Below are 20,584 nucleotides of genomic sequence, written 5' to 3'. Positions count from 1 at the left end.
CATCAGGCGCGGGTTGCGGCCTTCATTTCACTGACGAATTTACCCAGTTTGGCCAGCATCTCTGCCGGTTGCGCCTGGTTTTGCTCAATGATTTTCACAATTGCCGAGCCGGAGATGGCGCCGGCGGCGCCCGCTTGCAGCGCCGCGCGTACCTGTGCCGGCTCGGAAATGCCAAAGCCCTGCAGCGGCGAGGCGGCGTGGTATTCACGCAGCGTGTCCACCAGATGATGCAATGGCAACTGCGCCCGGCTTTCGGTGCCGGTGACCCCGGCGCGTGACAGCAGGTAGGTGTAACCACGGCCATGGGATGAAATTTCACGCAACAGATCGTCACTGGCGTTCGGCGGGCAGATGAAGATCGGGGCGATGCCGTGGCGCAGCGCAGCGGCGCGGAACGGCGCGGACTCTTCAAACGGCACGTCAGCGATCAACACCGAATCGACGCCCACCTCGGCGCAGCGCGCATAGAATGCGTCGATGCCTTTGTGGAATACCAGGTTGGCATACATCAGCAGGCCGATGGGCATATCGGGGTGCTTTTGGCGGATCGCCGCCAGCATCTCGAAGCAATGCGTAGGCGTTACCCCGGCGGCAAACGCGCGCAGCGCCGCGCTCTGAATGGTCGGCCCGTCTGCCAGTGGATCGGAGAACGGGATGCCCAGCTCCAGCGCGTCGGCGCCGTTTTCTACCAGGGTATCGATAATCTGCAGCGACAGGGCTGGGTTAGGATCGCCCAGCGTCACGAACGGAACGAACGCACCTTCCTTGTTGCTTGCCAGGCGTTTAAACAGTTGCTGATAACGTTCCATCAAATTTCTCCCCGTGCTTTCAGAATGTCGTGAACGGTAAATATGTCTTTGTCGCCGCGGCCAGACAGGTTGACCACCAAAATTTGCTCTTTCTGCGGCGTTTCACGGATCATTTTCAGCGCATGCGCCAGAGCGTGGGAGGATTCCAGCGCGGGAATAATCCCTTCATGGCGGGAAAGCGCTTTGAAGGCATCCAGGGCTTCATCATCGGTGACGGAAACGTATTCCGCACGGCCGATGCTGTTCAGATGCGCATGCTGCGGCCCCACGGAAGGGAAGTCCAGCCCGGCGGAAATGGAATACGATTCTTCGATTTGCCCTTCAGAGGTCTGCATCATCGGGGATTTCATACCGAAGTAGATACCGACCTGGCCATGCTTAAGCGGTGCGCCGTGCTGGCCAGTTTCAATCCCAAGGCCGGCCGGCTCCACGCCGATCAGGCCAACGCCCGGCTCATCGATAAAGTCTGCAAACATGCCGATGGCGTTGGAACCGCCGCCAACGCACGCCAGCACGGCATCCGGCAGGCGCCCTTCGCGTTCCAGAAGCTGTGCTTTGGTTTCTTCGCCGATCATGCGCTGAAATTCGCGGACGATCGTCGGGTAGGGGTGCGGGCCGGCCGCGGTGCCGAGCATGTAGTGGGCGGTTTCATAGCTGCCGGACCAGTCGCGCAGCGCCTCGTTGCAGGCGTCTTTCAGCGTGGAGGAACCGTTGTGCACCGGGATCACTTCGGCACCCATCAGGCGCATACGGAACACGTTGGGTGACTGACGTTCCGCATCCTTGGCGCCCATATACACGCGGCACTTCAGGCCGAGCAGGGCGCTGGCGAGCGCAGACGCCACGCCGTGCTGGCCGGCGCCGGTTTCTGCGATGATCTCGGTTTTCCCCATGCGCTTGGCGAGCAACGCCTGGCCCAACACTTGGTTGGTTTTGTGCGCGCCGCCGTGCAGCAGATCTTCGCGCTTCAGATACAGCTTGGTTTTGGTGCCGGCCGTCAGGTTTCTGCACAGCGTCAGCGCGGTGGGGCGCCCGGCGTAGTTTTTCAGCAGATCGTTGAATTCCGCCTGGAACGCCGGATCGCGCTGGGCACTGACAAAGGCTTCTTCCAGTTGTTGCAGTGCGGGCATCAGAATTTGCGGCACATACATGCCACCAAATTCACCGAAATAGGGGTTAAGCAGCGTCATTTTTTTTCCCGTCTTATCCATTAATTAGAATGATTGTGAATCAGTAGGCGCGTAGCGTCTGAAATACCGCAGCCAGAAGATTGGCATCTTTGATGCCCGGCTCGCTTTCCACGCCGGAGTTGAAATCCAGCCCGGCGCAGCCTAGCTGTGCGGCCGCGACGCAGTTGTCGGCGCTCAACCCACCGGCCAGCATGACGTTATCCAGCTTTTCGCCGTGCAACATGGCCCAGTCGAAGCGTTGCCCGCTACCGCCGGCACCGTTATCCAACAGATAGCGATCCACCTGCTGTAGGTTACGCGCCGGCAGACTGTCTTTCACACTCTGCGCCTTCCAGATCTGGCATTCGGCCGGCAGTTCGGCCCGCAGCGCATTGATATAGGCCTGGTCTTCCGCACCGTGCAACTGCACCGCGCGCAGCCCAAGCTGGCTGGCGGTTTGCGCCACGGTGCTCACTGGCGCATCGCAGAACACACCGACGTACTTCAGCGGTGCGCCGGCGATAATGCTGCGCGCACGGTCGATATCCACGCAGCGCGGCGAACGTTCGACGAAAATCAGCCCGCCGTAGTTAGCACCCGCCTGTTCAGCGGCGGCGGCGTCCTGTGGCCGGGTCAGCCCACACACCTTGTTATCGCCAAGCAGCACCTTGCGCACTGCAGCGCGCAGATTGTCTTCGGCCATCAGCGCGCTGCCAATCAGGAAGCCGTTGGCGAAGCGGCTGAGTTCGCGCACGTGGCCATAGCTGTTGATGCCGGACTCGCTGATTACCGTCACGCCGTGCGGCACGCGCGGCGCCAGGCTGCGGGTGCGATCCAGGTTGATGCTGAGATCCCGCAGATCGCGGTTATTGATGCCCACCACGCGGGCGCCGAGGGCGATCGCGCGTTGCAGCTCTTCTTCACTGATCACTTCGGTCAGCACGCCCATCTTCAGGCTGTGCGCTACGGCGGCGAGCTGACGGTATTGATCGTCATCGAGTACCGAGAGCATCAGTAAAATCGCATCGCCCTGGTAATAGCGTGCCAGGTAGATCTGATACGGATCGATGATGAAGTCTTTGCACAATACCGGCTGCGTTACCGTTTTGCTCACTTGCGTGAGGAACTCGAAATTGCCTTGGAAATACTTCTCATCGGTCAGCACGGAAATCGCCGAGGCGTAATCTTTGTAGACCGTAGCGATGCTGACCGGATCGAAGTCTTCACGGATCAACCCTTTGGAAGGAGATGCCTTTTTACATTCGAGAATAAACGCCGTTTTGCTGCCCTGCAGCGCATGGTAGAAACTGCGTGTGCTGGGAGTTATCTGGTTTTGAAAGCTGGCCAGCGGCTGTTGTTGCTGTCGTGCTGCGATCCATTGCGCTTTGTCACGAACAATTTTGTTGAGCACGGTTTCCTGCATCATTTATCCTCTTGCTGCCAATGCGGTCACACGCTGATAAGCCTGCCCGCTATGTATCATGTCCAATGCCTGCTGTGCGTTCTGCCGCAGGTCTTCATTACCGAAAAGTTTCAGCAGCAACGCCACGTTGGCGGCCACTGCGGCGGCATGCGCCGGCTCGCCCTTACCTTGTAACAACCGTGCCAGAATGTCACGGTTTTCTTCCGGAGAGCCGCCCTGCAACGCCTCCAGCGGGTAGGTTTGCAGGCCGAATGATGCCGGGTTCAGTGTATAGCTTTCAATCACGCCGTTATTGAGTTCGGCCACGTGGGTGGTGGTATGGATCGCCACTTCATCCATGCCGCCGCCGTGAACCACCGCTGCACGTTGGTAACCCAGCACGCGTAGAGTTTCAGCGATCGGCAACACCAATTCCGGGCTATAGACGCCAATCAGTGCCAGCGGTGGGCGCGCCGGGTTAATCAGCGGGCCCAGCACGTTGAAAAGGGTGCGGGTTTTCAACTGTTGGCGCACCGGCATCGCATGGCGGAACCCGGTGTGATACTGCGGGGCGAACAAGAAGCAAACGCCCAGATCGTCCAGCGCCTGGCGGGCTTCTTCCGCCGGCAGGTCAAGCCGGATGCCGAAGGCGGCCAGCAGATCGGAAGAGCCAGAGCGGCTGGAAACGCTGCGGTTGCCGTGTTTCGCCACTTTTGCTCCGCAGGCTGCCGCCACAAACGCGCTGGCGGTGGAAATATTGATGCTGTTGGTGCCGTCGCCGCCGGTGCCGACAATATCGGCGAACAGGTAGTCCGGCCTCGGGAATGGCTTGGCGTCCGCCAGCAGCGCCTGCGCCGCGCCGGCAATCTCTTCCGGACGTTCGCCGCGGATTTTCATGCTGATCAGCGCCGCCGCCAGTTGGCTGTTTTCCAACTCGCCGCGCACGATGCCGCCGAACAGCTGTTGGCTTTCCTGCTGGCTTAGCGGCTGGGCGCCGTACAGTTTTTCAAGAATAGGTTGCATGATGGTCACTCCTGTCTTTATTTCGCCAGCGCCCAGGCCAGCGTTTGCTCCAGCAAACGCGCGCCGTGGGTGGTCAGAATCGATTCCGGGTGGAACTGGAAGCCGCAAACGCGTTGCGCGTCATTGCGCACCGCCATCACCATTTCGCCAAAGTGCGCGTTGACGGTCAGTTCGGCGGGAATGTTGCTGCCGACCAGTGAGTGGTAGCGGGCCACCGGCAGCGGATTAACCATGCCGGCAAACATGCCTTCGCCGTCGTGGGTAATCGGCGATGCCTTGCCGTGCAGGATCTCGCCGGCCTGGCCGACATGGCCGCCGTAGGATTCGATAATGGCCTGGTGGCCAAGGCAGATGCCGATAATCGGCAATTGCCCACGCAGGCGTTGCAGCAGTTCCGGCATACAGCCAGCGTCGGCCGGCGTGCCTGGGCCAGGGGAGAGCACCAGCACCGGCTGCTCCATCTGTTGCAGGCGCTCGATGATGGTATCGGCGGCGATCTGGTTACGGTAAACCACCACCCGATGGCCGCTGGCGCGCAGTTGATCGACCAGGTTGTAAGTAAAGGAATCGACGTTGTCGAGTAACAGAATATCCGCCATCAGAACACCTCCTTGGCCTGATGCGCGCTGGCGATGGCACGCAGCACGGCACGTGCCTTGTTTCTTGTTTCATCCGCTTCCGCTTGCGGAACGGAATCCAGTACCACACCGGCGCCGGCCTGTACGGTCGCGATCCCGTCTTCAACATACGCCGAGCGGATGACAATACAGGTATCCAGATCGCCATGCGCGGTGAAATAGCCGACGGCACCGCCGTAGCTGCCGCGGCAGGAGCCTTCAGACGCGGCGATAAGCTGCATGGCGCGCACTTTCGGTGCGCCGCTGAGCGTGCCCATATTCATACAGGCCTGGTAGGCGTGCAGCACGTCCAGATCTTCACGCAGGGTACCGACCACGCGCGAGACCAGGTGCATAACAAAAGAGTAACGGTCGACTTTGGTCAAATCGGCGACGTAACGGCTGCCGGCCTGGCAGATGCGCGCCAGATCATTGCGCGCCAGATCCACCAGCATCAGGTGCTCGGCCAGTTCTTTATGATCGGTGCGCATTTCCAGTTCGATGCGGCTATCGAGATCCAGATCCAGCGAGCCGTCGGCGCGGCGGCCGCGTGGGCGAGTGCCGGCGATCGGGTAGATTTCAATCTGGCGGTTGTTGCCATCGTATTTCAGCGCGCTTTCTGGTGACGCGCCGAACAGCGTGAATTCGTTATCCTGCATAAAGAACATATAGGGGCTGGGGTTGTTTTCCTTCAGCGTTTTATACGCTGCCAGCGGTGCCGGGCACGGCAGTGAGAAACGGCGGGATGGCACGACCTGGAAAATTTCACCGTGACGAATAGCCTGTTGCAGGGTGCTGACGACGGTGCCGTATTCCTCATCACTCTGGTTGCAACTGAGCTGCATGTCTTCAATCTGCTGCTGGGGGATCGGCAACGGCGTTTGCTTGATTTGCGCCTGCAACTGCTCCAGGCGTTGCTGCAAGCGCTGTTCTTCGCCGGCGTCGGCGGTGAACAGGCTGGCCTGCAGGCGGGTAGTGCGGTGCTGGTGATCCAGCACCAGCAAGGTTTCCGCCAGATAGAAGCAAAAATCCGGGCAGCGCTGATCGTGGCGCAGCGCCGGCAGATCTTCGAACCCCGCCACCAGATCGTAGGCGAACAGCCCGCCGAGCAGCATGGCGTCACGCTCATCGACCGGCGTTTCGACCAGCGCCAGCAGGGTGCGCAGCGCATCGAATACCGATAACGAACGCAGGCGCGCGTCTTCGTCCTGCACGCTATCAATGACCGGGAACGTCAGCACGCGGCCATTGGGCTGCGCTTGAACCGCCACTTCCGCCGGTAATGCGTTGTCCAGCAGCGGCAATAAGGCCGCGCCGTTGGCGGTCAGCGCTTGGATGGTCACCGTGCGTTCCAGCGCCGTGATGCGCAGCGCACTGTCAACCACCAGCAGGCTTTTTAAATCTTCTTTGCTGTTGATCTCGGCCGATTCCAGCAGCAAGGTCGCCGGGCGCGCGCCGCACAGTTGGTTGAACAGACTGGTGGGATCCCCACGGTAGACGGCTTGCGCCGTGAGCAGTTTCAGCTGTGGTTTGGTGTTTATCATGATGATTCCAGTTGAATTTGGTCCATAAAAAAGCCCGCATGCGATGCGGGCTTAGGAAATCTGCAGTGTCAAATGACAGGTATGCGCGATTATACCGCCCGCGGAAGGGAGGTGCGCCACCAACGAAGAAGAGAAGTTTGCTTGCTCATTTATGTGCTCTCTTGAATTATCATTTAACCTGTAACTGGTGTACTAGTTAACTGGTTCAGTGAGGTAAAGTCAACCCCTTTCTGAAGAATGTTTTTGTCTCCCGCTGGCGGCACCTTTGCGGGCGCACAACCGGCGCGGTGATAATAGATTTCCGTCCGGCCGGGCATAACGGTTATGATAATCCTCCCAGCCATAGCCGGATATTTCTTTTGACACACACGCCGTTACCTTCTTCAGCATTCACCCTGTACGATCTCCACAGCCACACCACCGCGTCTGACGGCTATCTTTCGCCAACGCAACTGGTGCTGCGGGCGGTGGAAATGCGCGTCGGCGTGTTGGCGATTACCGACCATGACACTACCGACGGCCTGGCAGAAGCTGCTGCCGCCATCGCTCACCACCGGCTATCACTGCAACTGATCAATGGGGTGGAAATTTCAACCCAGTGGGAAAACCACGAAATACATATCGTCGGGCTGGGCATGGATATTCAGCACCCGGCGCTGCTTCAGCTTTTGGCCGAACAGGCCGAGCGCCGTCGGCAGCGCGCCCAGGCGATCGGCGAACGGCTGGCAAAAGCGCGCATTCCCGGGGCTTATGAAGGCGCACAGACGCTGGCGGGCAGCGGCGCGGTAACGCGCGGGCACTTTGCGCGCTACCTGGTGCAGTTTGGCGTGGCGGATAATCTGGCGCAGGTTTTCAAGAAATACCTGGCAAAAGGCAAAACCGGCTATGTTCCGCCGCAGTGGTGTACAATAGAACAAGCTATTGATGTGATTCATCAATCCGGCGGCCAGGCGGTCATGGCGCACCCTGGGCGTTACGATTTGTCGGCAAAATGGTTAAAGCGCCTGCTGGCGTATTTCGCCATGCAGGGCGGTGACGCGATGGAAGTGGCCCAATGCCAGCAGGCGCCGCATGAGCGCAGTCAACTGGCCGCCTACGCGCGGGATTACCAGTTATTGGCTTCCCAGGGGTCTGACTTTCACCAGCCCTGCGCCTGGATCGAACTGGGCCGTAAACTGTGGCTGCCCGGCGGCGTTGAGCCGGTGTGGCGCGATTGGTCGGCGCCAGGCGCCAACAACACAGAACAGATTTAACGCGGGCGGGGCCGCTCGCGAAGTGACTTTTAGGAGCAAGATATGGGCCAGCTTTTTTATATACACCCGGACAACCCCCAGGCACGCCTGATCAACCAGGCGGTTGATGTGCTGCGCAAAGGCGGGGTGATTGTCTATCCAACGGATTCCGGCTATGCGCTGGGCTGTATGCTGGGCGAGAAGAACGCCATGGAGCGTATCTGCCACATTCGCCAGTTGGGCAGCAACCATAATTTCACGCTGATGTGCCGCGATCTGTCGGAGCTTTCCACCTATGCTTACGTGGATAACAGCGCGTTTCGCCTGATCAAAAACAACACGCCGGGCAACTACACCTTTATTCTCAAGGCCACCAAGGAAGTGCCGCGTCGGCTAATGAATGAAAAGCGTAAGACGATCGGCCTGCGCGTGCCGTCCAATCCGATCGCGCTGGCACTGTTGGAATTGCTGAATGAGCCGATGATGTCGACCACACTGATGCTGCCGGGCAATGATTTTGCCGAATCCGATCCCGAAGAGATCAACGATCGCTTGGGCAAACAGGTGGATCTGGTGGTTCACGGCGGTTTCCTCGGCCAGCAACCAACTACGGTTATCGATTTGACCGAGTCTTCGCCGGTTATCGTGCGTGAGGGCGCCGGCGACGTTGCGCCGTTTCGCTGACAGGCCGCGGTCTCTGTCCGTTTTCTGAAAAAGTGCCAGCCTTGCAGTTATTTAGCATAAAAACCGCTATTCTGGTTGCCCTATACGGTTAACGGGCAGGATAGCAGGGCGATGATCAACAAAACACTTCTGATGCTGATGATCTTACTGGTGCCGGCGTTGGCACATGCCGGTTTCTATTCCGGCAGCACATTGTTGGCGCAAACGCAGGATTACACCAAACATAAGGCCGGGGCGGTGACCGCCAGCGAAGCCCTTAACAGCGGGCTGTTTATGGGCTACGTGGCCGGCGTGTTCGACAGTTATGCGATGCAGGGCAACCGCAATATTTGCCCCGGTTCCGGTATCAGCGTAGGCATGGCTGCCGATGCCGTCATGAAGTACCTTGATGATCACCCCGAACAACTGCACTACTCCGCGCCTTCTGTGGTGATGCTGGCGCTGACCACGGCGTTCCCTTGTGAACGGCACTAAGGCAATACGATTGTAGGTTCCAAGTGCGCATAAAGCCTGTATAATACCGGGTTTGGTTTTTCTAAATGATTGTTTTTGCTGTGGCCTTCCTGGCAGCAGTGAAGTCCCCCCGACGCCTGTGAAGGCGACACTAGAGGTTGCTCAATGAGCGAAAAGTTACAGAAAGTTTTAGCGCGTGCCGGGCATGGCTCGCGCCGTGAAATCGAAGCGATGATCCAGGCAGGCCGCGTCAGTGTTGATGGCAAAGTGGCCACGCTGGGCGATCGCGTTGAAGTGACGCCGGCGATGAAAATCCGCATGGACGGCCACATCGTCTCGATCAAAGAATCGGCAGAAGCGGTGTGCCGGGTGCTGGCCTACTACAAGCCGGAAGGCGAGCTGTGCACGCGCAGCGATCCGGAAGGGCGGCCAACGGTGTTCGATCGTTTGCCGAAGCTGCGCGGCTCCCGCTGGGTTGCGGTAGGGCGCCTGGACGTGAATACCTCCGGCCTGCTGCTGTTCACCACCGACGGTGAATTAGCCAACCGCCTGATGCACCCAAGCCGTGAAGTCGAGCGTGAATACGCGGTGCGCGTATTCGGCCAGGTTGATGATGAAAAAATGAAACTGTTAAGCCGAGGCGTGCAGTTGGAAGACGGTCCGGCGGCATTTCGCACCATCAGCTTCCAGGGTGGCGAAGGCCTGAACCAATGGTACAACGTTACTCTGACCGAAGGGCGCAACCGTGAAGTTCGCCGCCTGTGGGAAGCGGTCGGCGTCCAGGTCAGCCGCTTGATTCGCGTGCGCTATGGCGATATCGATCTGCCTAAAGGGCTACCGCGCGGTGGTTGGGCCGAACTGGATCTGCCGGCGATCAACTATCTGCGTGAGCTGGTGGAGCTGAAACCGGAAACGGTCAGCAAATTGCCGGTGGAGCGTGAGCGCCGCCGCGTGAAGGCGAACCAAATCCGCCGCGCGGTAAAACGCCACAGCCAGGTTGCTGGCGGCCGCCGCAGCGCACCAGGCAGCAAACCCGCCAAACCCGCCGCCAAGCGCGGCTGATAGCGGCCGTAGCCCACCCGGCGGTGCGGCTACGGCGCGTTTCCCTGCTACCAATCGATCCCTTTCTGCGCTTTGATGCCGGCGTCAAATGCGTGTTTCACCGGTCGCATTTCCGTCACCGTATCGGCCAGTGCCAGCAGCTCGCGGTGGCAGCCGCGCCCGGTGATGATCGCCGTTTGGTGCGCCGGGCGCCGCTTCAGCGCCGATAATAGCGCCTCCAGCGGCAGATAACCGTAACTGACCATGTAGGTCACTTCGTCCAGCAGCACCACGTCCAGGCTGCTGTCGGCCAGCATGCGCTTGCCGTGTTCCCATACCGCCAGGCAGGCTTCGGTGTCGGCCGTTTTGTCCTGGGTTTCCCAGGTAAAGCCGCTGGCCATCACCTGAAACTCCACATTGTGTTGCTGCAACAGGTTCTTTTCGCCGTTGGGCCATTCACCCTTGATGAATTGGATCACGCCGGCCTTCAGGCCGTGGCCGACGGCGCGGGTAAGGGTACCGAACGCCGCCGTGGTTTTTCCCTTGCCGTTGCCGGTAAACACCAACACCAGGCCGCGCTCTTGCTGTGCGTTGGCGATGCGGGCATCAACCTGTTCTTTCAGGCGCTGCTGGCGTTGTTGGTGGCGCTCTTCGTTCATAGCGGTGAACCTCTATTCAGCCGGGCCGGGCTTGCGTTTGGGTTGGGCATCAAAGCTCATACCGGTCTTGCGGCGGCTGTCGTCGCCCATCAGGTAGAGATACAGCGGCATGATGTCCGCCGGCGTTTTCAATTTGTTGCTGTCTTCCTGGGGGAAGGCGGCAGCGCGCATTTGGGTGCGGGTGCCGCCCGGGTTGACGCAGTTAACCCGCAGATGACTGCCTTTGTACTCGTCCGCCAGTACCTGCATCATGCCCTCGGTGGCGAACTTGGACACCGCATAGGCCCCCCAGTTGGCGCGGCCTACGCGGCCGACGCTGGAGCTGGTAAACACCAGCGATGCACTGTGGGATTTGAGCAACAGCGGCAGCAGCGCCTGCGTGAGCATAAAGGTGGCGTTCACGTTGACCTGCATCACTTCCGTCCACGTGGCAATGTCGGTTTCGGCCATCGGCACGATATCGCCCAGCAGCCCGGCATTGTTCAATACGCCATCCAGGCGCGGCACCTGTGTGGCCAGATCGCCGGCGATTTGTTGGCATTGTTCCGGGGTGGCGCGTAGCAGATCTAACGTGATGGTTAAGGCCGGTAGGCCGCCTAACTCGGCGATTTGCTGTTGCACCGCCAGCAGTTTGCTTGCGGTTCGGCCCAACAGCACCAAGCGGGCGCCGAACCGGGCATAGGTCAGCGCCGCTTCGCGGCCAATGCCGTCGCCCGCGCCGGTGACTAAAATAATACGTTGATCGAGCAGATCTTGTTTGGGTTGGTAATGCACAATAATTCCTCGTGCCGGAGGCAACCCTTGCGCGGGCGCCCCAGTGGGATACGTAGCCGGAACGGGAGCTGAAACCTCAACCGTTATGCCGGCGCCGCAGCGAATTTGCCTCATCATTTAGATGAATAATCTGTGTTATATGCCTGAAATGGAGCGTCATTTCAATGACTAGCCGGTGAAATCGGTATTCTTTTGTAACAAAAGCAGAACAATCCCAACGCGAAAGGCCCGTAGTGTATCCTCAGCCGTGAGTTTTCGTATTTAGCCGCGACAGACATGGCATCACTTGGCTAAAATGTGCAGAGTTATACTAACAACCTGTTAATCAAGGCGGAATCTGTGGAGTTTATATCTGAGTATGGCCTGTTTCTGGCCAAAGTGGCCACGGTGGTGATTGCAATCGCCGCACTGGTAGCGCTGGTGGTCAATCTTGGCCAGCGCAAAGGGCATCGCAAAGGGGAGTTGCAACTGACCGATCTGGGTGAACAGTACCGCGATATGCAGCGGGATATGCGCCTGGCGCGTATGGATGCCGCTGAGCAAAAGGCCTGGAGCAAGCAGTTTAAAAAACAGACCAAAGCGGATGAAAAGCTGAAGAAACAGCGGGTCAAATCCGGTTCTGCGGCAGTGGTTAAACCCTGCCTGTTCGTGATGGATTTTAAAGGCAGCATGGATGCCCATGAAGTGACCTCGCTGCGTGAAGAGATTTCCGCCGTGCTGGCGGTGGCGACCCCGCAGGATGAAGTGCTGCTGCGCCTAGAGAGCCCCGGCGGGGTGGTGCATGGCTACGGTTTGGCGGCTTCGCAACTGGAGCGGCTGCGCAAAGGCGGCATTCGCCTGACGGTGGCAGTGGACAAAGTGGCGGCCAGCGGCGGCTATATGATGGCCTGCGTGGCGGATCGCATCGTTGCCGCGCCGTTTGCCATTATCGGTTCGATCGGCGTCGTGGCGCAGATCCCCAACTTCCATCGCCTGTTGAAGAAAAACGACGTTGACGTCGAGCTGCATACTGCCGGCCAGTTCAAACGCACGCTGACACTCTTTGGTGAAAACACCGAGCAGGGGCGTGAGAAGTTCCGCGAAGAGCTGAACGAAACCCACGAACTGTTCAAGCAGTTTGTGCACCAACAGCGCCCATCGCTGGATATCGACAACGTGGCGACCGGTGAGCACTGGTTTGGCATTCAGGCGCGGGAGAAAGGGCTGATCGACGCCGTTGGCACCAGTGACGATCTGCTGATCGCCGAAATGGAAAACCATGAAGTGATTGGGGTGCGTTATACCCGCCGTAAACGCCTGATGGATCGCTTCACCGGCAGCGCGGCAGAAAGCGCCGATCGCCTGCTGTTGCGCTGGTGGCAGCGCGGTGAAAAGCCGTTACTCTAAGCCGAGTGTTTTCACCAGACAGGGGCCGCAGCGCCCCTGCTTTTTTAGGCGCTAATCAATCAGATGATATTTTTCTGACAGTTTGTGCGAGAGGTGCTTAAACATATTAAACACCGCCGTTGTTTTTGCCGTTGGCAATCCGTCCGGATCCAAAAAGAATTCCCCACGGAAAACTAAAACGTGGCCTTTTTGTTCAACCTCAGTGGCTACCATGCCGTGAAGATAATCTTCGTGCCCGCGGATGATGTTATTTGCTTCAGCCAAAAGGCTTTCCCGGTTGATCGGGGAGGTATTCGTGCGCATTTATTACACTCCAATCATAAACTCTGGCGGCATTCTAACGCTGGTTTGTGTTTATCCGCAAACTGGCTATGGTTTATTTGCGTAGCTTGCGGCATTCGGTAGATTGCAGTTGGCGAAAATGCATTTTCCATGCTAATTAGGTTGCGCAACGTTTTTTATCAGGTACAGTGTGGGATTTCGTGGTAATGGGTGGAAGGTTTTGTTTACGGCTTACATGTGCGCGCTTTGAGATACTTAAGTCGCGTTGATGAAAACCCCCGGCGATCAGCCACTTGTACCCCGGTTGCGTAATTGAGCGGCTATCAGGAAAAAACATGTTGATCTCTTGCCCGGGTGCCGCAATATAAAAAAGCGATATGGATTGCCGTGGCACGGCAGGATAGAAGACTTCTTTTTAGAAGAAATAAATTAGGTTAAAAGGTAAATATGGGTAAAGCTCTCGTAATAGTTGAGTCCCCGGCAAAAGCCAAAACTATTAATAAATACTTGGGGAATGACTACGTGGTGAAGTCCAGCGTGGGTCATATCCGTGATTTGCCGACCAGTGGCTCAGCCAGCAAAAAGAGCGCTGACTCGACCGAAGAAAAAGCCAAGAAGAAAGTTAAAAAAGATGAAAAGACGGCCCTGGTTAACCGAATGGGCGTCGATCCTTATCACGGTTGGAAAGCGCAATATGAAATCTTGCCGGGTAAAGAAAAAGTTGTCGCCGAGTTAAAATCATTAGCGGAAAATGCTGACCATATTTATCTCGCAACCGACTTGGACCGCGAAGGGGAAGCCATTGCCTGGCACCTGCGGGAAGTTATTGGTGGTGACGACAAACGCTTTAGCCGTGTGGTATTTAACGAAATTACCAAAAATGCTATCCAGCAGGCGTTCAGCCAGCCGGGCGAACTGAATATCGATCGTGTTAACGCACAGCAGGCGCGCCGCTTTATGGACCGCGTGGTGGGCTATATGGTCTCCCCGCTGCTGTGGAAAAAAATCGCCCGCGGCCTCTCCGCCGGGCGCGTGCAATCGGTGGCCGTGCGCTTGGTGGTTGAGCGTGAACGCGATATTAAAGCCTTCGTGCCAGAAGAATATTGGGAACTGCATGCCGATCTGCTGGCGAAGGGCGAAACCGCGCTGCAGATGGCGGTAACCCATGCTCACGACAAGCCGTTCAAACCGGTAAACCGTGAGCAGACGCACGCTGCGTTAAAACAGTTGGAAAATGCGCGTTACACGGTGCAGGATCGGGAAGACAAACCCACCAGCAGCAAGCCGGGCGCGCCGTTTATCACGTCCACGCTGCAGCAGGCCGCCAGCACCCGCCTGGGCTTTGGCGTGAAAAAAACCATGATGATGGCCCAACGCCTGTATGAAGCCGGCCATATCACCTATATGCGTACCGACTCCACCAACCTGAGCCAGGATGCGCTCAACATGGTGCGTGGCTACATCGGCGATAATTTCGGCGCCAAATACTTGCCGAAAGCCGCCAACCACTACAGCAGCAAAGAGAATTCGCAGGAAGCGCACGAAGCGATTCGTCCCTCCGACGTCAACGTGGTGGCGGAGCAATTGAAGGATATGGAAGCCGACGCGCAGAAACTGTATCAGCTGATTTGGCGCCAGTTCGTGGCCTGCCAGATGACGCCGGCGCAGTATGATTCCACAACGCTTATCGTCAACGCTGGCGATTACCAACTGCGTGCCAAGGGCCGTACCCTGCGCTTCGACGGCTGGACCAGAGTCATGCCGGCGCTGCGCAAAGGTGATGAAGACCGCACTCTGCCGCTGGTGGAAGTGGGCAGCGAACTGGATCTGCAAAAACTGATCCCAAGCCAGCACTTTACCAAGCCACCGGCGCGCTACAGTGAAGCTTCGTTGGTCAAAGAGCTGGAAAAACGTGGGATTGGGCGTCCATCTACCTATGCCTCTATCATTTCCACGATTCAGGATCGTGGCTATGTGCGGGTAGAAAGCCGCCGTTTCTATGCAGAAAAAATGGGTGAGATCGTCACGGATCGGCTGGAAGAAAACTTTCGCGAGCTGATGAACTATGACTTCACCGCCCGTATGGAAGACGGCCTGGATCAGGTGGCGAATAATCACGCCCAGTGGAAAGCCGTGCTGGACGAGTTCTTTGCCGAGTTCAGCGAACAGTTGGAAGTGGCGGAAAAAGATCCGGAAGAGGGCGGTATGCGCCCGAACCAGATGGTGTTGACCAGCATCGATTGCCCAACCTGCGGCCGCAAAATGGGCATTCGCACTGCCAGCACCGGCGTTTTCCTCGGCTGCTCCGGCTATGCGTTGCCGCCGAAAGAGCGTTGTAAAACCACCATTAACCTGGTGCCGGAAACCGAAGTGCTGAACGTGCTTGAAGGCGATGATGCGGAAACCAACGCCCTGCGCGCCCGCCGCCGCTGCCCGAAATGCGGCACCGCGATGGATAGCTACCTGATCGACAACCAGCGCAAGCTGCACGTATGCGGCAACAACCCGGCCTGTGACGGTTACGAGATCGAACAGGGCGAGTTCCGGCTGAAAGGCTACGATGGCCCGGTGGTTGAGTGCGACAAGTGCGGCGCTGAAATGCACCTGAAGATGGGGCGTTTTGGCAAGTACATGGGCTGCACCAACGAAAACTGCAAGAACACCCGTAAAATCCTGCGCAACGGTGAAGTGGCGCCGCCGAAGGAAGATCCGGTGCCGTTGCCGGAGTTGCCGTGTGAGAAGTCCGACGCGTATTTTGTGTTGCGCGACGGCGCCGCCGGCGTGTTCCTGGCCGCCAATACCTTCCCGAAATCGCGCGAAACCCGTGCGCCGTTAGTGGAAGAGTTGCAGCGGTTCAAAGATCGCTTGCCGGAGAAATTGCGCTATTTGGCGGAAGCGCCGGCGGTCGATCCGGAAGGCAACAAAACGTTGGTGCGCTTTAGCCGCAAAACCAAGCAGCAGTATGTGTCCTCGGAAAAAGACGGCAAAGCCACTGGCTGGTCTGCCTTCTACGTGGATGGCAAATGGGCGGAAGCGAAGAAATAGCCCGGAGAGTCCCCCTGAAAACCAGCCCCTGTGGCTGGTTTTTTACTGGTGCAAACCCCATCTCGCCGCAGGCTGCTATCATAATTGAATAACAGGCTTAGCCTTGATAATCACCCAGAATAATCATTACCATGCTGTGACACGGATCTATACTTGCCACAGTGACGTGGTATAGTGGTTATATAAAAATATTTCTTATGAAAAATGCTTATTACTTGCGGTATTTTCAGCCTCAGCATCGGGTTCTGAGCGAAACACGGCGTGTTTATAGCCTGTGATTGTTTCAACTAAACCCAAAATAATTCGAGTTGCAGGACAAAAACGCAAAAGCGTTTTTGAACAGCGCTAGCGCTGGCCCCGAAGGGGTGAGGCCGTATGGCCGAATCATGCGGCAACGCAGCGAATCCCCAGGAGCTTACTGGAGTAAGTGACTGGGGTGAGTAAGGAAAGCCAACACACCTGCAACTCGAAGTATGAAGGGGACATACCGGGGTAACGCCGATATACCTGGCTGCGGTTAAGCCGCAGTGTTTAACCTAGGATGGTATAAGAATGAAATTGCAGCAGCTTCGTTATATTGTGGAAGTGGTTAATCACAATTTGAATGTGTCATCGACTGCCGAAGGGCTTTATACCTCACAGCCGGGTATCAGCAAGCAGGTGCGGATGCTGGAGGATGAGCTTGGCATCCAGATCTTTGCCCGCAGCGGCAAACACCTGACGCAGGTGACGCCTGCCGGGCAGGAAATCATCCGTATTGCGCGTGAAGTGCTTTCCAAAGTGGATGCCATCAAGGCTGTTGCCGGTGAACATACCTACCCGGACAAAGGTTCGCTGTACGTTGCGACCACCCACACCCAGGCGCGCTATGCGCTGCCCAACGTCATCAAAGGGTTTATCGAACGCTACCCGCGCGTATCGCTGCATATGCACCAGGGCTCGCCAACCCAGATCGCGGAAGCCGTCTCCAAGGGCAACGCCGATTTCGCCATCGCTACCGAAGCCTTGCACCTGTATGACGATTTGATCATGCTGCCTTGCTACCACTGGAACCGTGCGGTGGTTGTGAAGCCCGATCATCCTTTAGCGGGCAAAAGCCAGATTAACATTGAAGAGCTGGCGGCTTACCCCATCGTGACCTACACCTTTGGCTTTACCGGCCGCTCAGAACTTGACACCGCCTTTAACCGCGCGGGGCTGACGCCGCGCATCGTGTTTACTGCCACCGACGCAGACGTGATCAAAACCTATGTGCGTTTGGGGTTGGGCGTGGGGGTGATTGCCAGCATGGCGGTAGACCCGATTCAGGATCCGGATCTGGTCACCGTCGATGCGCGCGATATTTTCAGCTACAGCACCACCAAAATCGGCTTCCGCCGCAGCACCTTCCTGCGCAGCTATATGTATGATTTTATCCAGCGCTTTGCGCCGCACCTGACGCGTGATGTGGTTGATACCGCAGTAGCGCTGCGTTCCAATGAAGAGATTGAAGCGATGTTCAAGGACATCAAGCTGCCGGTGAAATAACTCGCTCTTCGGGCAGGATCGATTCCAGGCCAACGCCTGTCGATCCTGCTCGCCACGTTTTAATCTCCTGCCTCAACGCCACCGTTACGCATTTCCTCCGCTATCACCAAGCTTTGTGGGTTTGATTGCCTGCGCCTGTTGTTGTTATCAGAACGTTAAATCAAGTTTGTGTTATCTTTAAGAAAGACCTCATTAAATACCCTGTTTTGACATAATAAAAAAGGAGGAGCTATGTCGTTGGATCTGCGTACAAAAAGTATGGATAAACTGGCGGTAGGGGATCGCGAATACCACTACTACAGCTTGCCGCTGGCGGCCAAACAACTGGGGGATATCGACCGGTTGCCGAAATCCATGAAAGTTTTGTTGGAAAACCTGCTGCGCCACGTGGACGGCGATACCGTGCAGGAGGACGATCTGGCCGCGCTTGCCGGCTGGCTGCAAACCGGCCATGCGGATCGTGAAATCGCCTATCGGCCGGCTCGCGTGCTGATGCAAGATTTCACCGGCGTACCTGCGGTGGTGGATTTAGCCGCGATGCGCGAAGCTGTGCTGCGCCTGGGCGGCAATGTGGAGCAGGTGAACCCGCTGTCGCCAGTGGATCTGGTCATCGACCACTCGGTCACCGTCGATGAGTTCGGTGACGATCGGGCCTTTGGCGATAACGTGCGTATCGAAATGGCGCGTAACCACGAGCGCTATACGTTTCTCCGCTGGGGGCAAAAGGCGTTTAACCGCTTTCGCGTGGTGCCACCCGGCACCGGTATTTGCCACCAGGTCAACCTGGAATATCTGGGCCAGACGGTATGGCATACCGAGGAGGGCGGCAAGCGCATCGCTTACCCGGATACCCTGGTCGGCACCGATTCCCACACCACCATGATTAACGGGCTGGGGGTGCTCGGCTGGGGCGTGGGCGGCATTGAGGCCGAGGCCGCCATGCTCGGCCAACCGGTATCAATGCTCATCCCGGACGTGGTGGGGTTTAAACTGACCGGTAAGCTGCAGGAGGGGATTACGGCCACCGACCTGGTGCTGACCGTCACCCAAATGCTGCGTAAGCATGGCGTGGTGGGTAAATTCGTTGAGTTTTATGGTGATGGACTGGCGGATTTGCCGCTGGCTGACCGCGCCACGATTGCCAACATGTCGCCGGAATTCGGCGCTACCTGCGGTTTCTTCCCCGTGGATGATGTTACGCTGGGCTATCTGGCGCTCAGCGGCCGCAGCGATGAGCAGATCGCGCTGGTTGAAGCCTACGCCAAGGCGCAAGGCATGTGGCGCAACCCAGGGGATGAACCGGTGTTCACCAGCACATTGGCGCTGGACATGTCTACGGTGGAATCGAGCCTGGCGGGGCCTAAACGCCCGCAGGATCGGGTTGCGCTCGCCAACGTGCCGGCAGCGTTCAATGCCGCAGCCGAGCTTGAGATCGGTAGCCAAAGCGCCGGTACCAGTGCCGTTCCCTTTACGCTCAATGGCGCCAGCCACACGCTGCATAGCGGAGCGGTAGTGATTGCCGCGATCACCTCCTGCACCAACACCTCTAACCCCAGTGTGATGATGGCCGCCGGTTTGTTAGCCAAAAAGGCGGTTGAGAAGGGGCTGCGCACGCAACCCTGGGTAAAAACCTCGTTGGCGCCCGGCTCGAAGGTGGTGACCGACTATTTCGCCAGCGCCGGGCTGACGCCCTACCTGGAAGAACTGGGCTTCAATCTGGTGGGCTACGGCTGTACCACCTGTATCGGTAACTCCGGGCCGTTGCCGGCGCCGATCGAGCAGGCCATTAAAGACGGCGACCTGACTGTGGGCGCGGTGCTTTCCGGCAACCGTAACTTTGAAGGCCGTATCCACCCGCTAGTGAAAACCAACTGGCTGGCTTCACCGCCGCTGGTGGTAGCTTATGCGCTGGCGGGCAGCATGAAAACCGATCTGCTCAACCAACCGCTGGGCGAGGGCCGCGACGGCCAGCCGGTTTATCTGAAAGACATCTGGCCAAGCAGCCAGGAGATCGCGCAGGCGGTGGCGAAAGTGCGCACCGAGATGTTCCATAAAGAGTACGGCGAAGTGTTCAACGGCGATGCCGACTGGCAGGCAATACAGGTGGCGGGATCCTCAACCTATACGTGGCAGGAGGATTCAACCTATATCCGCCATCCGCCGTTTTTCACGAGCATGAAAGCGCAGCCGGAGCCGGTGCAGGATATCAAAAACGCGCGTATTTTGGCGATCCTGGCGGATTCGGTCACCACTGACCATATCTCGCCCGCCGGCAACATTAAAGCCGACAGCCCAGCCGGGCGGTATCTGAGTGAGCATGGCGTGGCGGCGGATGCATTTAACTCATATGGCTCGCGCCGTGGCAACCACGAGGTGATGATGCGCGGCACCTTTGCCAACATTCGTATCCGCAACGAAATGGTGCCAGGGGTGGAAGGGGGCATTACCCGCCATGTGCCGTCGCAGGCGCAGATGCCAATCTATGACGCTGCGATGCAATATCAGCAGGAAAACGTGCCGCTGGCGGTGATCGCCGGTAAGGAATACGGCTCCGGCTCCAGCCGTGACTGGGCTGCCAAGGGGCCGCGGCTGCTGGGGGTGCGGGTGGTGATTGCGGAATCCTTTGAGCGCATCCACCGTTCCAACCTGATAGGCATGGGGATCCTGCCGCTGGAGTTCCCGCAGGGGGTGACGCGCAAAACGCTGGGGCTGAGCGGCGATGAACAGATCAGCGTCAGCGGTTTGCAGGTGTTACACCCCGGACAGACGGTGCCGGTGCATATCACCTATGTCGATGGCCGGGAAACCGTGATAGAGACGCGTTGCCGCATTGATACCGGCAATGAGTTGGTCTATTACCAAAACGACGGCATTTTGCATTACGTGATCAGAAAAATGTTGTGATGGGCGCCTGCCGGGCAGGCAAATTGTGCGATG

At 57.8% G+C, this 20,584-nt stretch carries 15 protein-coding genes, 1 pseudogene and 1 other annotated feature; of the genes and pseudogenes, 8 read left to right on the top strand and 8 right to left on the bottom strand.

Annotated features, from left to right (window positions below; all coding sequences use genetic code 11):
* Positions 1-2: 2 nt before the first annotated feature.
* From trpA to ACN28Q_RS25040, 5 genes and pseudogenes are all read right to left on the bottom strand, one after another.
* Positions 3-809 (bottom strand): tryptophan synthase subunit alpha, encoded by an 807-nt coding sequence (gene trpA, locus ACN28Q_RS25065; protein ID WP_095848830.1) that lies wholly within the window; start codon positions 807-809, stop codon positions 3-5.
* Complete coding sequence (trpB, locus tag ACN28Q_RS25060; protein WP_095848829.1) at positions 809-1,999, bottom strand: tryptophan synthase subunit beta; 1,191 nt, start codon at positions 1,997-1,999, stop codon at positions 809-811. The genes trpA and trpB overlap by 1 nt, the downstream gene beginning before the upstream one ends.
* Positions 2,000-2,039: 40 nt before the next feature.
* A complete protein-coding gene (gene trpCF / locus ACN28Q_RS25055) occupies positions 2,040-3,401 on the bottom strand; it encodes a bifunctional indole-3-glycerol-phosphate synthase TrpC/phosphoribosylanthranilate isomerase TrpF (protein WP_183096702.1) in 1,362 nt (453 codons plus the stop codon).
* 3 nt (positions 3,402-3,404) lie between these two features.
* Positions 3,405-5,002 (bottom strand): annotated as a pseudogene (gene trpD / locus ACN28Q_RS25215) (bifunctional anthranilate synthase glutamate amidotransferase component TrpG/anthranilate phosphoribosyltransferase TrpD).
* Positions 5,002-6,564: an anthranilate synthase component 1 gene (locus tag ACN28Q_RS25040; protein ID WP_095848825.1), complete on the bottom strand. Its 1,563-nt coding sequence runs from the start codon at positions 6,562-6,564 to the stop codon at positions 5,002-5,004. Before ACN28Q_RS25040 ends, trpD begins: the two are co-directional and overlap by 1 nt.
* A gap of 24 nt (positions 6,565-6,588) precedes the next feature.
* Positions 6,589-6,692, bottom strand: a sequence feature (Trp leader region).
* A 231-nt stretch (positions 6,693-6,923) separates the two neighbouring features.
* On the opposite strand from ACN28Q_RS25040, the gene rnm reads away from it, so the two are divergent.
* The 4 genes from rnm to rluB all read left to right on the top strand — a co-directional run bounded on the left by rnm (position 6,924) and on the right by rluB (position 9,995).
* A complete protein-coding gene (gene rnm, locus ACN28Q_RS25035) occupies positions 6,924-7,817 on the top strand; it encodes an RNase RNM (protein WP_095848824.1) in 894 nt (297 codons plus the stop codon).
* Positions 7,818-7,859: 42 nt separating this feature from the next.
* Entirely contained in the window at positions 7,860-8,480 is a 621-nt protein-coding gene (locus ACN28Q_RS25030; protein WP_095848823.1) for an L-threonylcarbamoyladenylate synthase, read from the top strand.
* A gap of 111 nt (positions 8,481-8,591) precedes the next feature.
* The gene (locus tag ACN28Q_RS25025; RefSeq protein ID WP_095848822.1) at positions 8,592-8,954 is read left to right on the top strand and encodes a Rap1a/Tai family immunity protein; all 363 of its coding nucleotides are present in this window, start codon (positions 8,592-8,594) and stop codon (positions 8,952-8,954) included.
* Positions 8,955-9,098: 144 nt separating this feature from the next.
* Positions 9,099-9,995, top strand: a complete 897-nt coding sequence (rluB, locus tag ACN28Q_RS25020) for a 23S rRNA pseudouridine(2605) synthase RluB (RefSeq protein WP_095848821.1) — start codon at positions 9,099-9,101, stop codon at positions 9,993-9,995.
* 47 nt (positions 9,996-10,042) lie between these two features.
* Here rluB and cobO read toward each other — a convergent pair whose 3' ends face one another.
* On the bottom strand, positions 10,043-10,633 hold the full coding sequence (cobO, locus tag ACN28Q_RS25015) for a cob(I)yrinic acid a,c-diamide adenosyltransferase (protein WP_095848820.1): 591 nt from the start codon (positions 10,631-10,633) through the stop codon (positions 10,043-10,045).
* Positions 10,634-10,645: 12 nt separating this feature from the next.
* Positions 10,646-11,407 (bottom strand): YciK family oxidoreductase, encoded by a 762-nt coding sequence (locus tag ACN28Q_RS25010; protein ID WP_095848819.1) that lies wholly within the window; start codon positions 11,405-11,407, stop codon positions 10,646-10,648.
* Between the two features lie 339 nt (positions 11,408-11,746).
* On the opposite strand from ACN28Q_RS25010, the gene sohB reads away from it, so the two are divergent.
* The gene (sohB, locus tag ACN28Q_RS25005) at positions 11,747-12,793 is read left to right on the top strand and encodes a protease SohB (protein WP_095848818.1); all 1,047 of its coding nucleotides are present in this window, start codon (positions 11,747-11,749) and stop codon (positions 12,791-12,793) included.
* 51 nt (positions 12,794-12,844) lie between these two features.
* Here the strand turns inward: sohB and ACN28Q_RS25000 are convergent, their stop codons facing one another.
* Positions 12,845-13,096 (bottom strand): YciN family protein, encoded by a 252-nt coding sequence (locus tag ACN28Q_RS25000; protein WP_095848817.1) that lies wholly within the window; start codon positions 13,094-13,096, stop codon positions 12,845-12,847.
* A gap of 426 nt (positions 13,097-13,522) precedes the next feature.
* Here ACN28Q_RS25000 and topA point away from each other — a divergent pair, with 426 nt between their 5' ends.
* The 3 genes from topA (at position 13,523) to acnA (ending at position 20,551) form a co-directional block, all read left to right on the top strand.
* Complete coding sequence (gene topA / locus ACN28Q_RS24995; RefSeq protein WP_095848816.1) at positions 13,523-16,120, top strand: type I DNA topoisomerase; 2,598 nt, start codon at positions 13,523-13,525, stop codon at positions 16,118-16,120.
* A gap of 552 nt (positions 16,121-16,672) precedes the next feature.
* Complete coding sequence (gene cysB / locus ACN28Q_RS24990; RefSeq protein WP_095848815.1) at positions 16,673-17,647, top strand: HTH-type transcriptional regulator CysB; 975 nt, start codon at positions 16,673-16,675, stop codon at positions 17,645-17,647.
* A gap of 231 nt (positions 17,648-17,878) precedes the next feature.
* Positions 17,879-20,551 (top strand): aconitate hydratase AcnA, encoded by a 2,673-nt coding sequence (gene acnA, locus ACN28Q_RS24985; RefSeq protein WP_095848814.1) that lies wholly within the window; start codon positions 17,879-17,881, stop codon positions 20,549-20,551.
* Positions 20,552-20,584 lie beyond the last annotated feature (33 nt).

Source organism: Gibbsiella quercinecans (assembly GCF_002291425.1).
GTDB classification, from domain to species: domain Bacteria; phylum Pseudomonadota; class Gammaproteobacteria; order Enterobacterales; family Enterobacteriaceae; genus Gibbsiella; species Gibbsiella quercinecans.
The sequence above is the reverse complement of the archived record's forward strand: the minus strand, read 5'-3'. Positions and strand labels throughout refer to the sequence as shown.

Coding starts and splice junctions, on each gene's coding strand:
- acnA (WP_095848814.1), top strand. CDS start 17,879: ATGTCGTTGGATCTGCGTACAAAAAGTATGGATAAACTGGCGGTAGGG.
- cobO (WP_095848820.1), bottom strand. CDS start 10,633: ATGAACGAAGAGCGCCACCAACAACGCCAGCAGCGCCTGAAAGAACAG.
- ACN28Q_RS25000 (WP_095848817.1), bottom strand. CDS start 13,096: ATGCGCACGAATACCTCCCCGATCAACCGGGAAAGCCTTTTGGCTGAA.
- ACN28Q_RS25040 (WP_095848825.1), bottom strand. CDS start 6,564: ATGATAAACACCAAACCACAGCTGAAACTGCTCACGGCGCAAGCCGTC.
- rluB (WP_095848821.1), top strand. CDS start 9,099: ATGAGCGAAAAGTTACAGAAAGTTTTAGCGCGTGCCGGGCATGGCTCG.
- topA (WP_095848816.1), top strand. CDS start 13,523: ATGGGTAAAGCTCTCGTAATAGTTGAGTCCCCGGCAAAAGCCAAAACT.
- ACN28Q_RS25025 (WP_095848822.1), top strand. CDS start 8,592: ATGATCAACAAAACACTTCTGATGCTGATGATCTTACTGGTGCCGGCG.
- trpCF (WP_183096702.1), bottom strand. CDS start 3,401: ATGCAGGAAACCGTGCTCAACAAAATTGTTCGTGACAAAGCGCAATGG.
- trpB (WP_095848829.1), bottom strand. CDS start 1,999: ATGACGCTGCTTAACCCCTATTTCGGTGAATTTGGTGGCATGTATGTG.
- ACN28Q_RS25030 (WP_095848823.1), top strand. CDS start 7,860: ATGGGCCAGCTTTTTTATATACACCCGGACAACCCCCAGGCACGCCTG.
- cysB (WP_095848815.1), top strand. CDS start 16,673: ATGAAATTGCAGCAGCTTCGTTATATTGTGGAAGTGGTTAATCACAAT.
- trpA (WP_095848830.1), bottom strand. CDS start 809: ATGGAACGTTATCAGCAACTGTTTAAACGCCTGGCAAGCAACAAGGAA.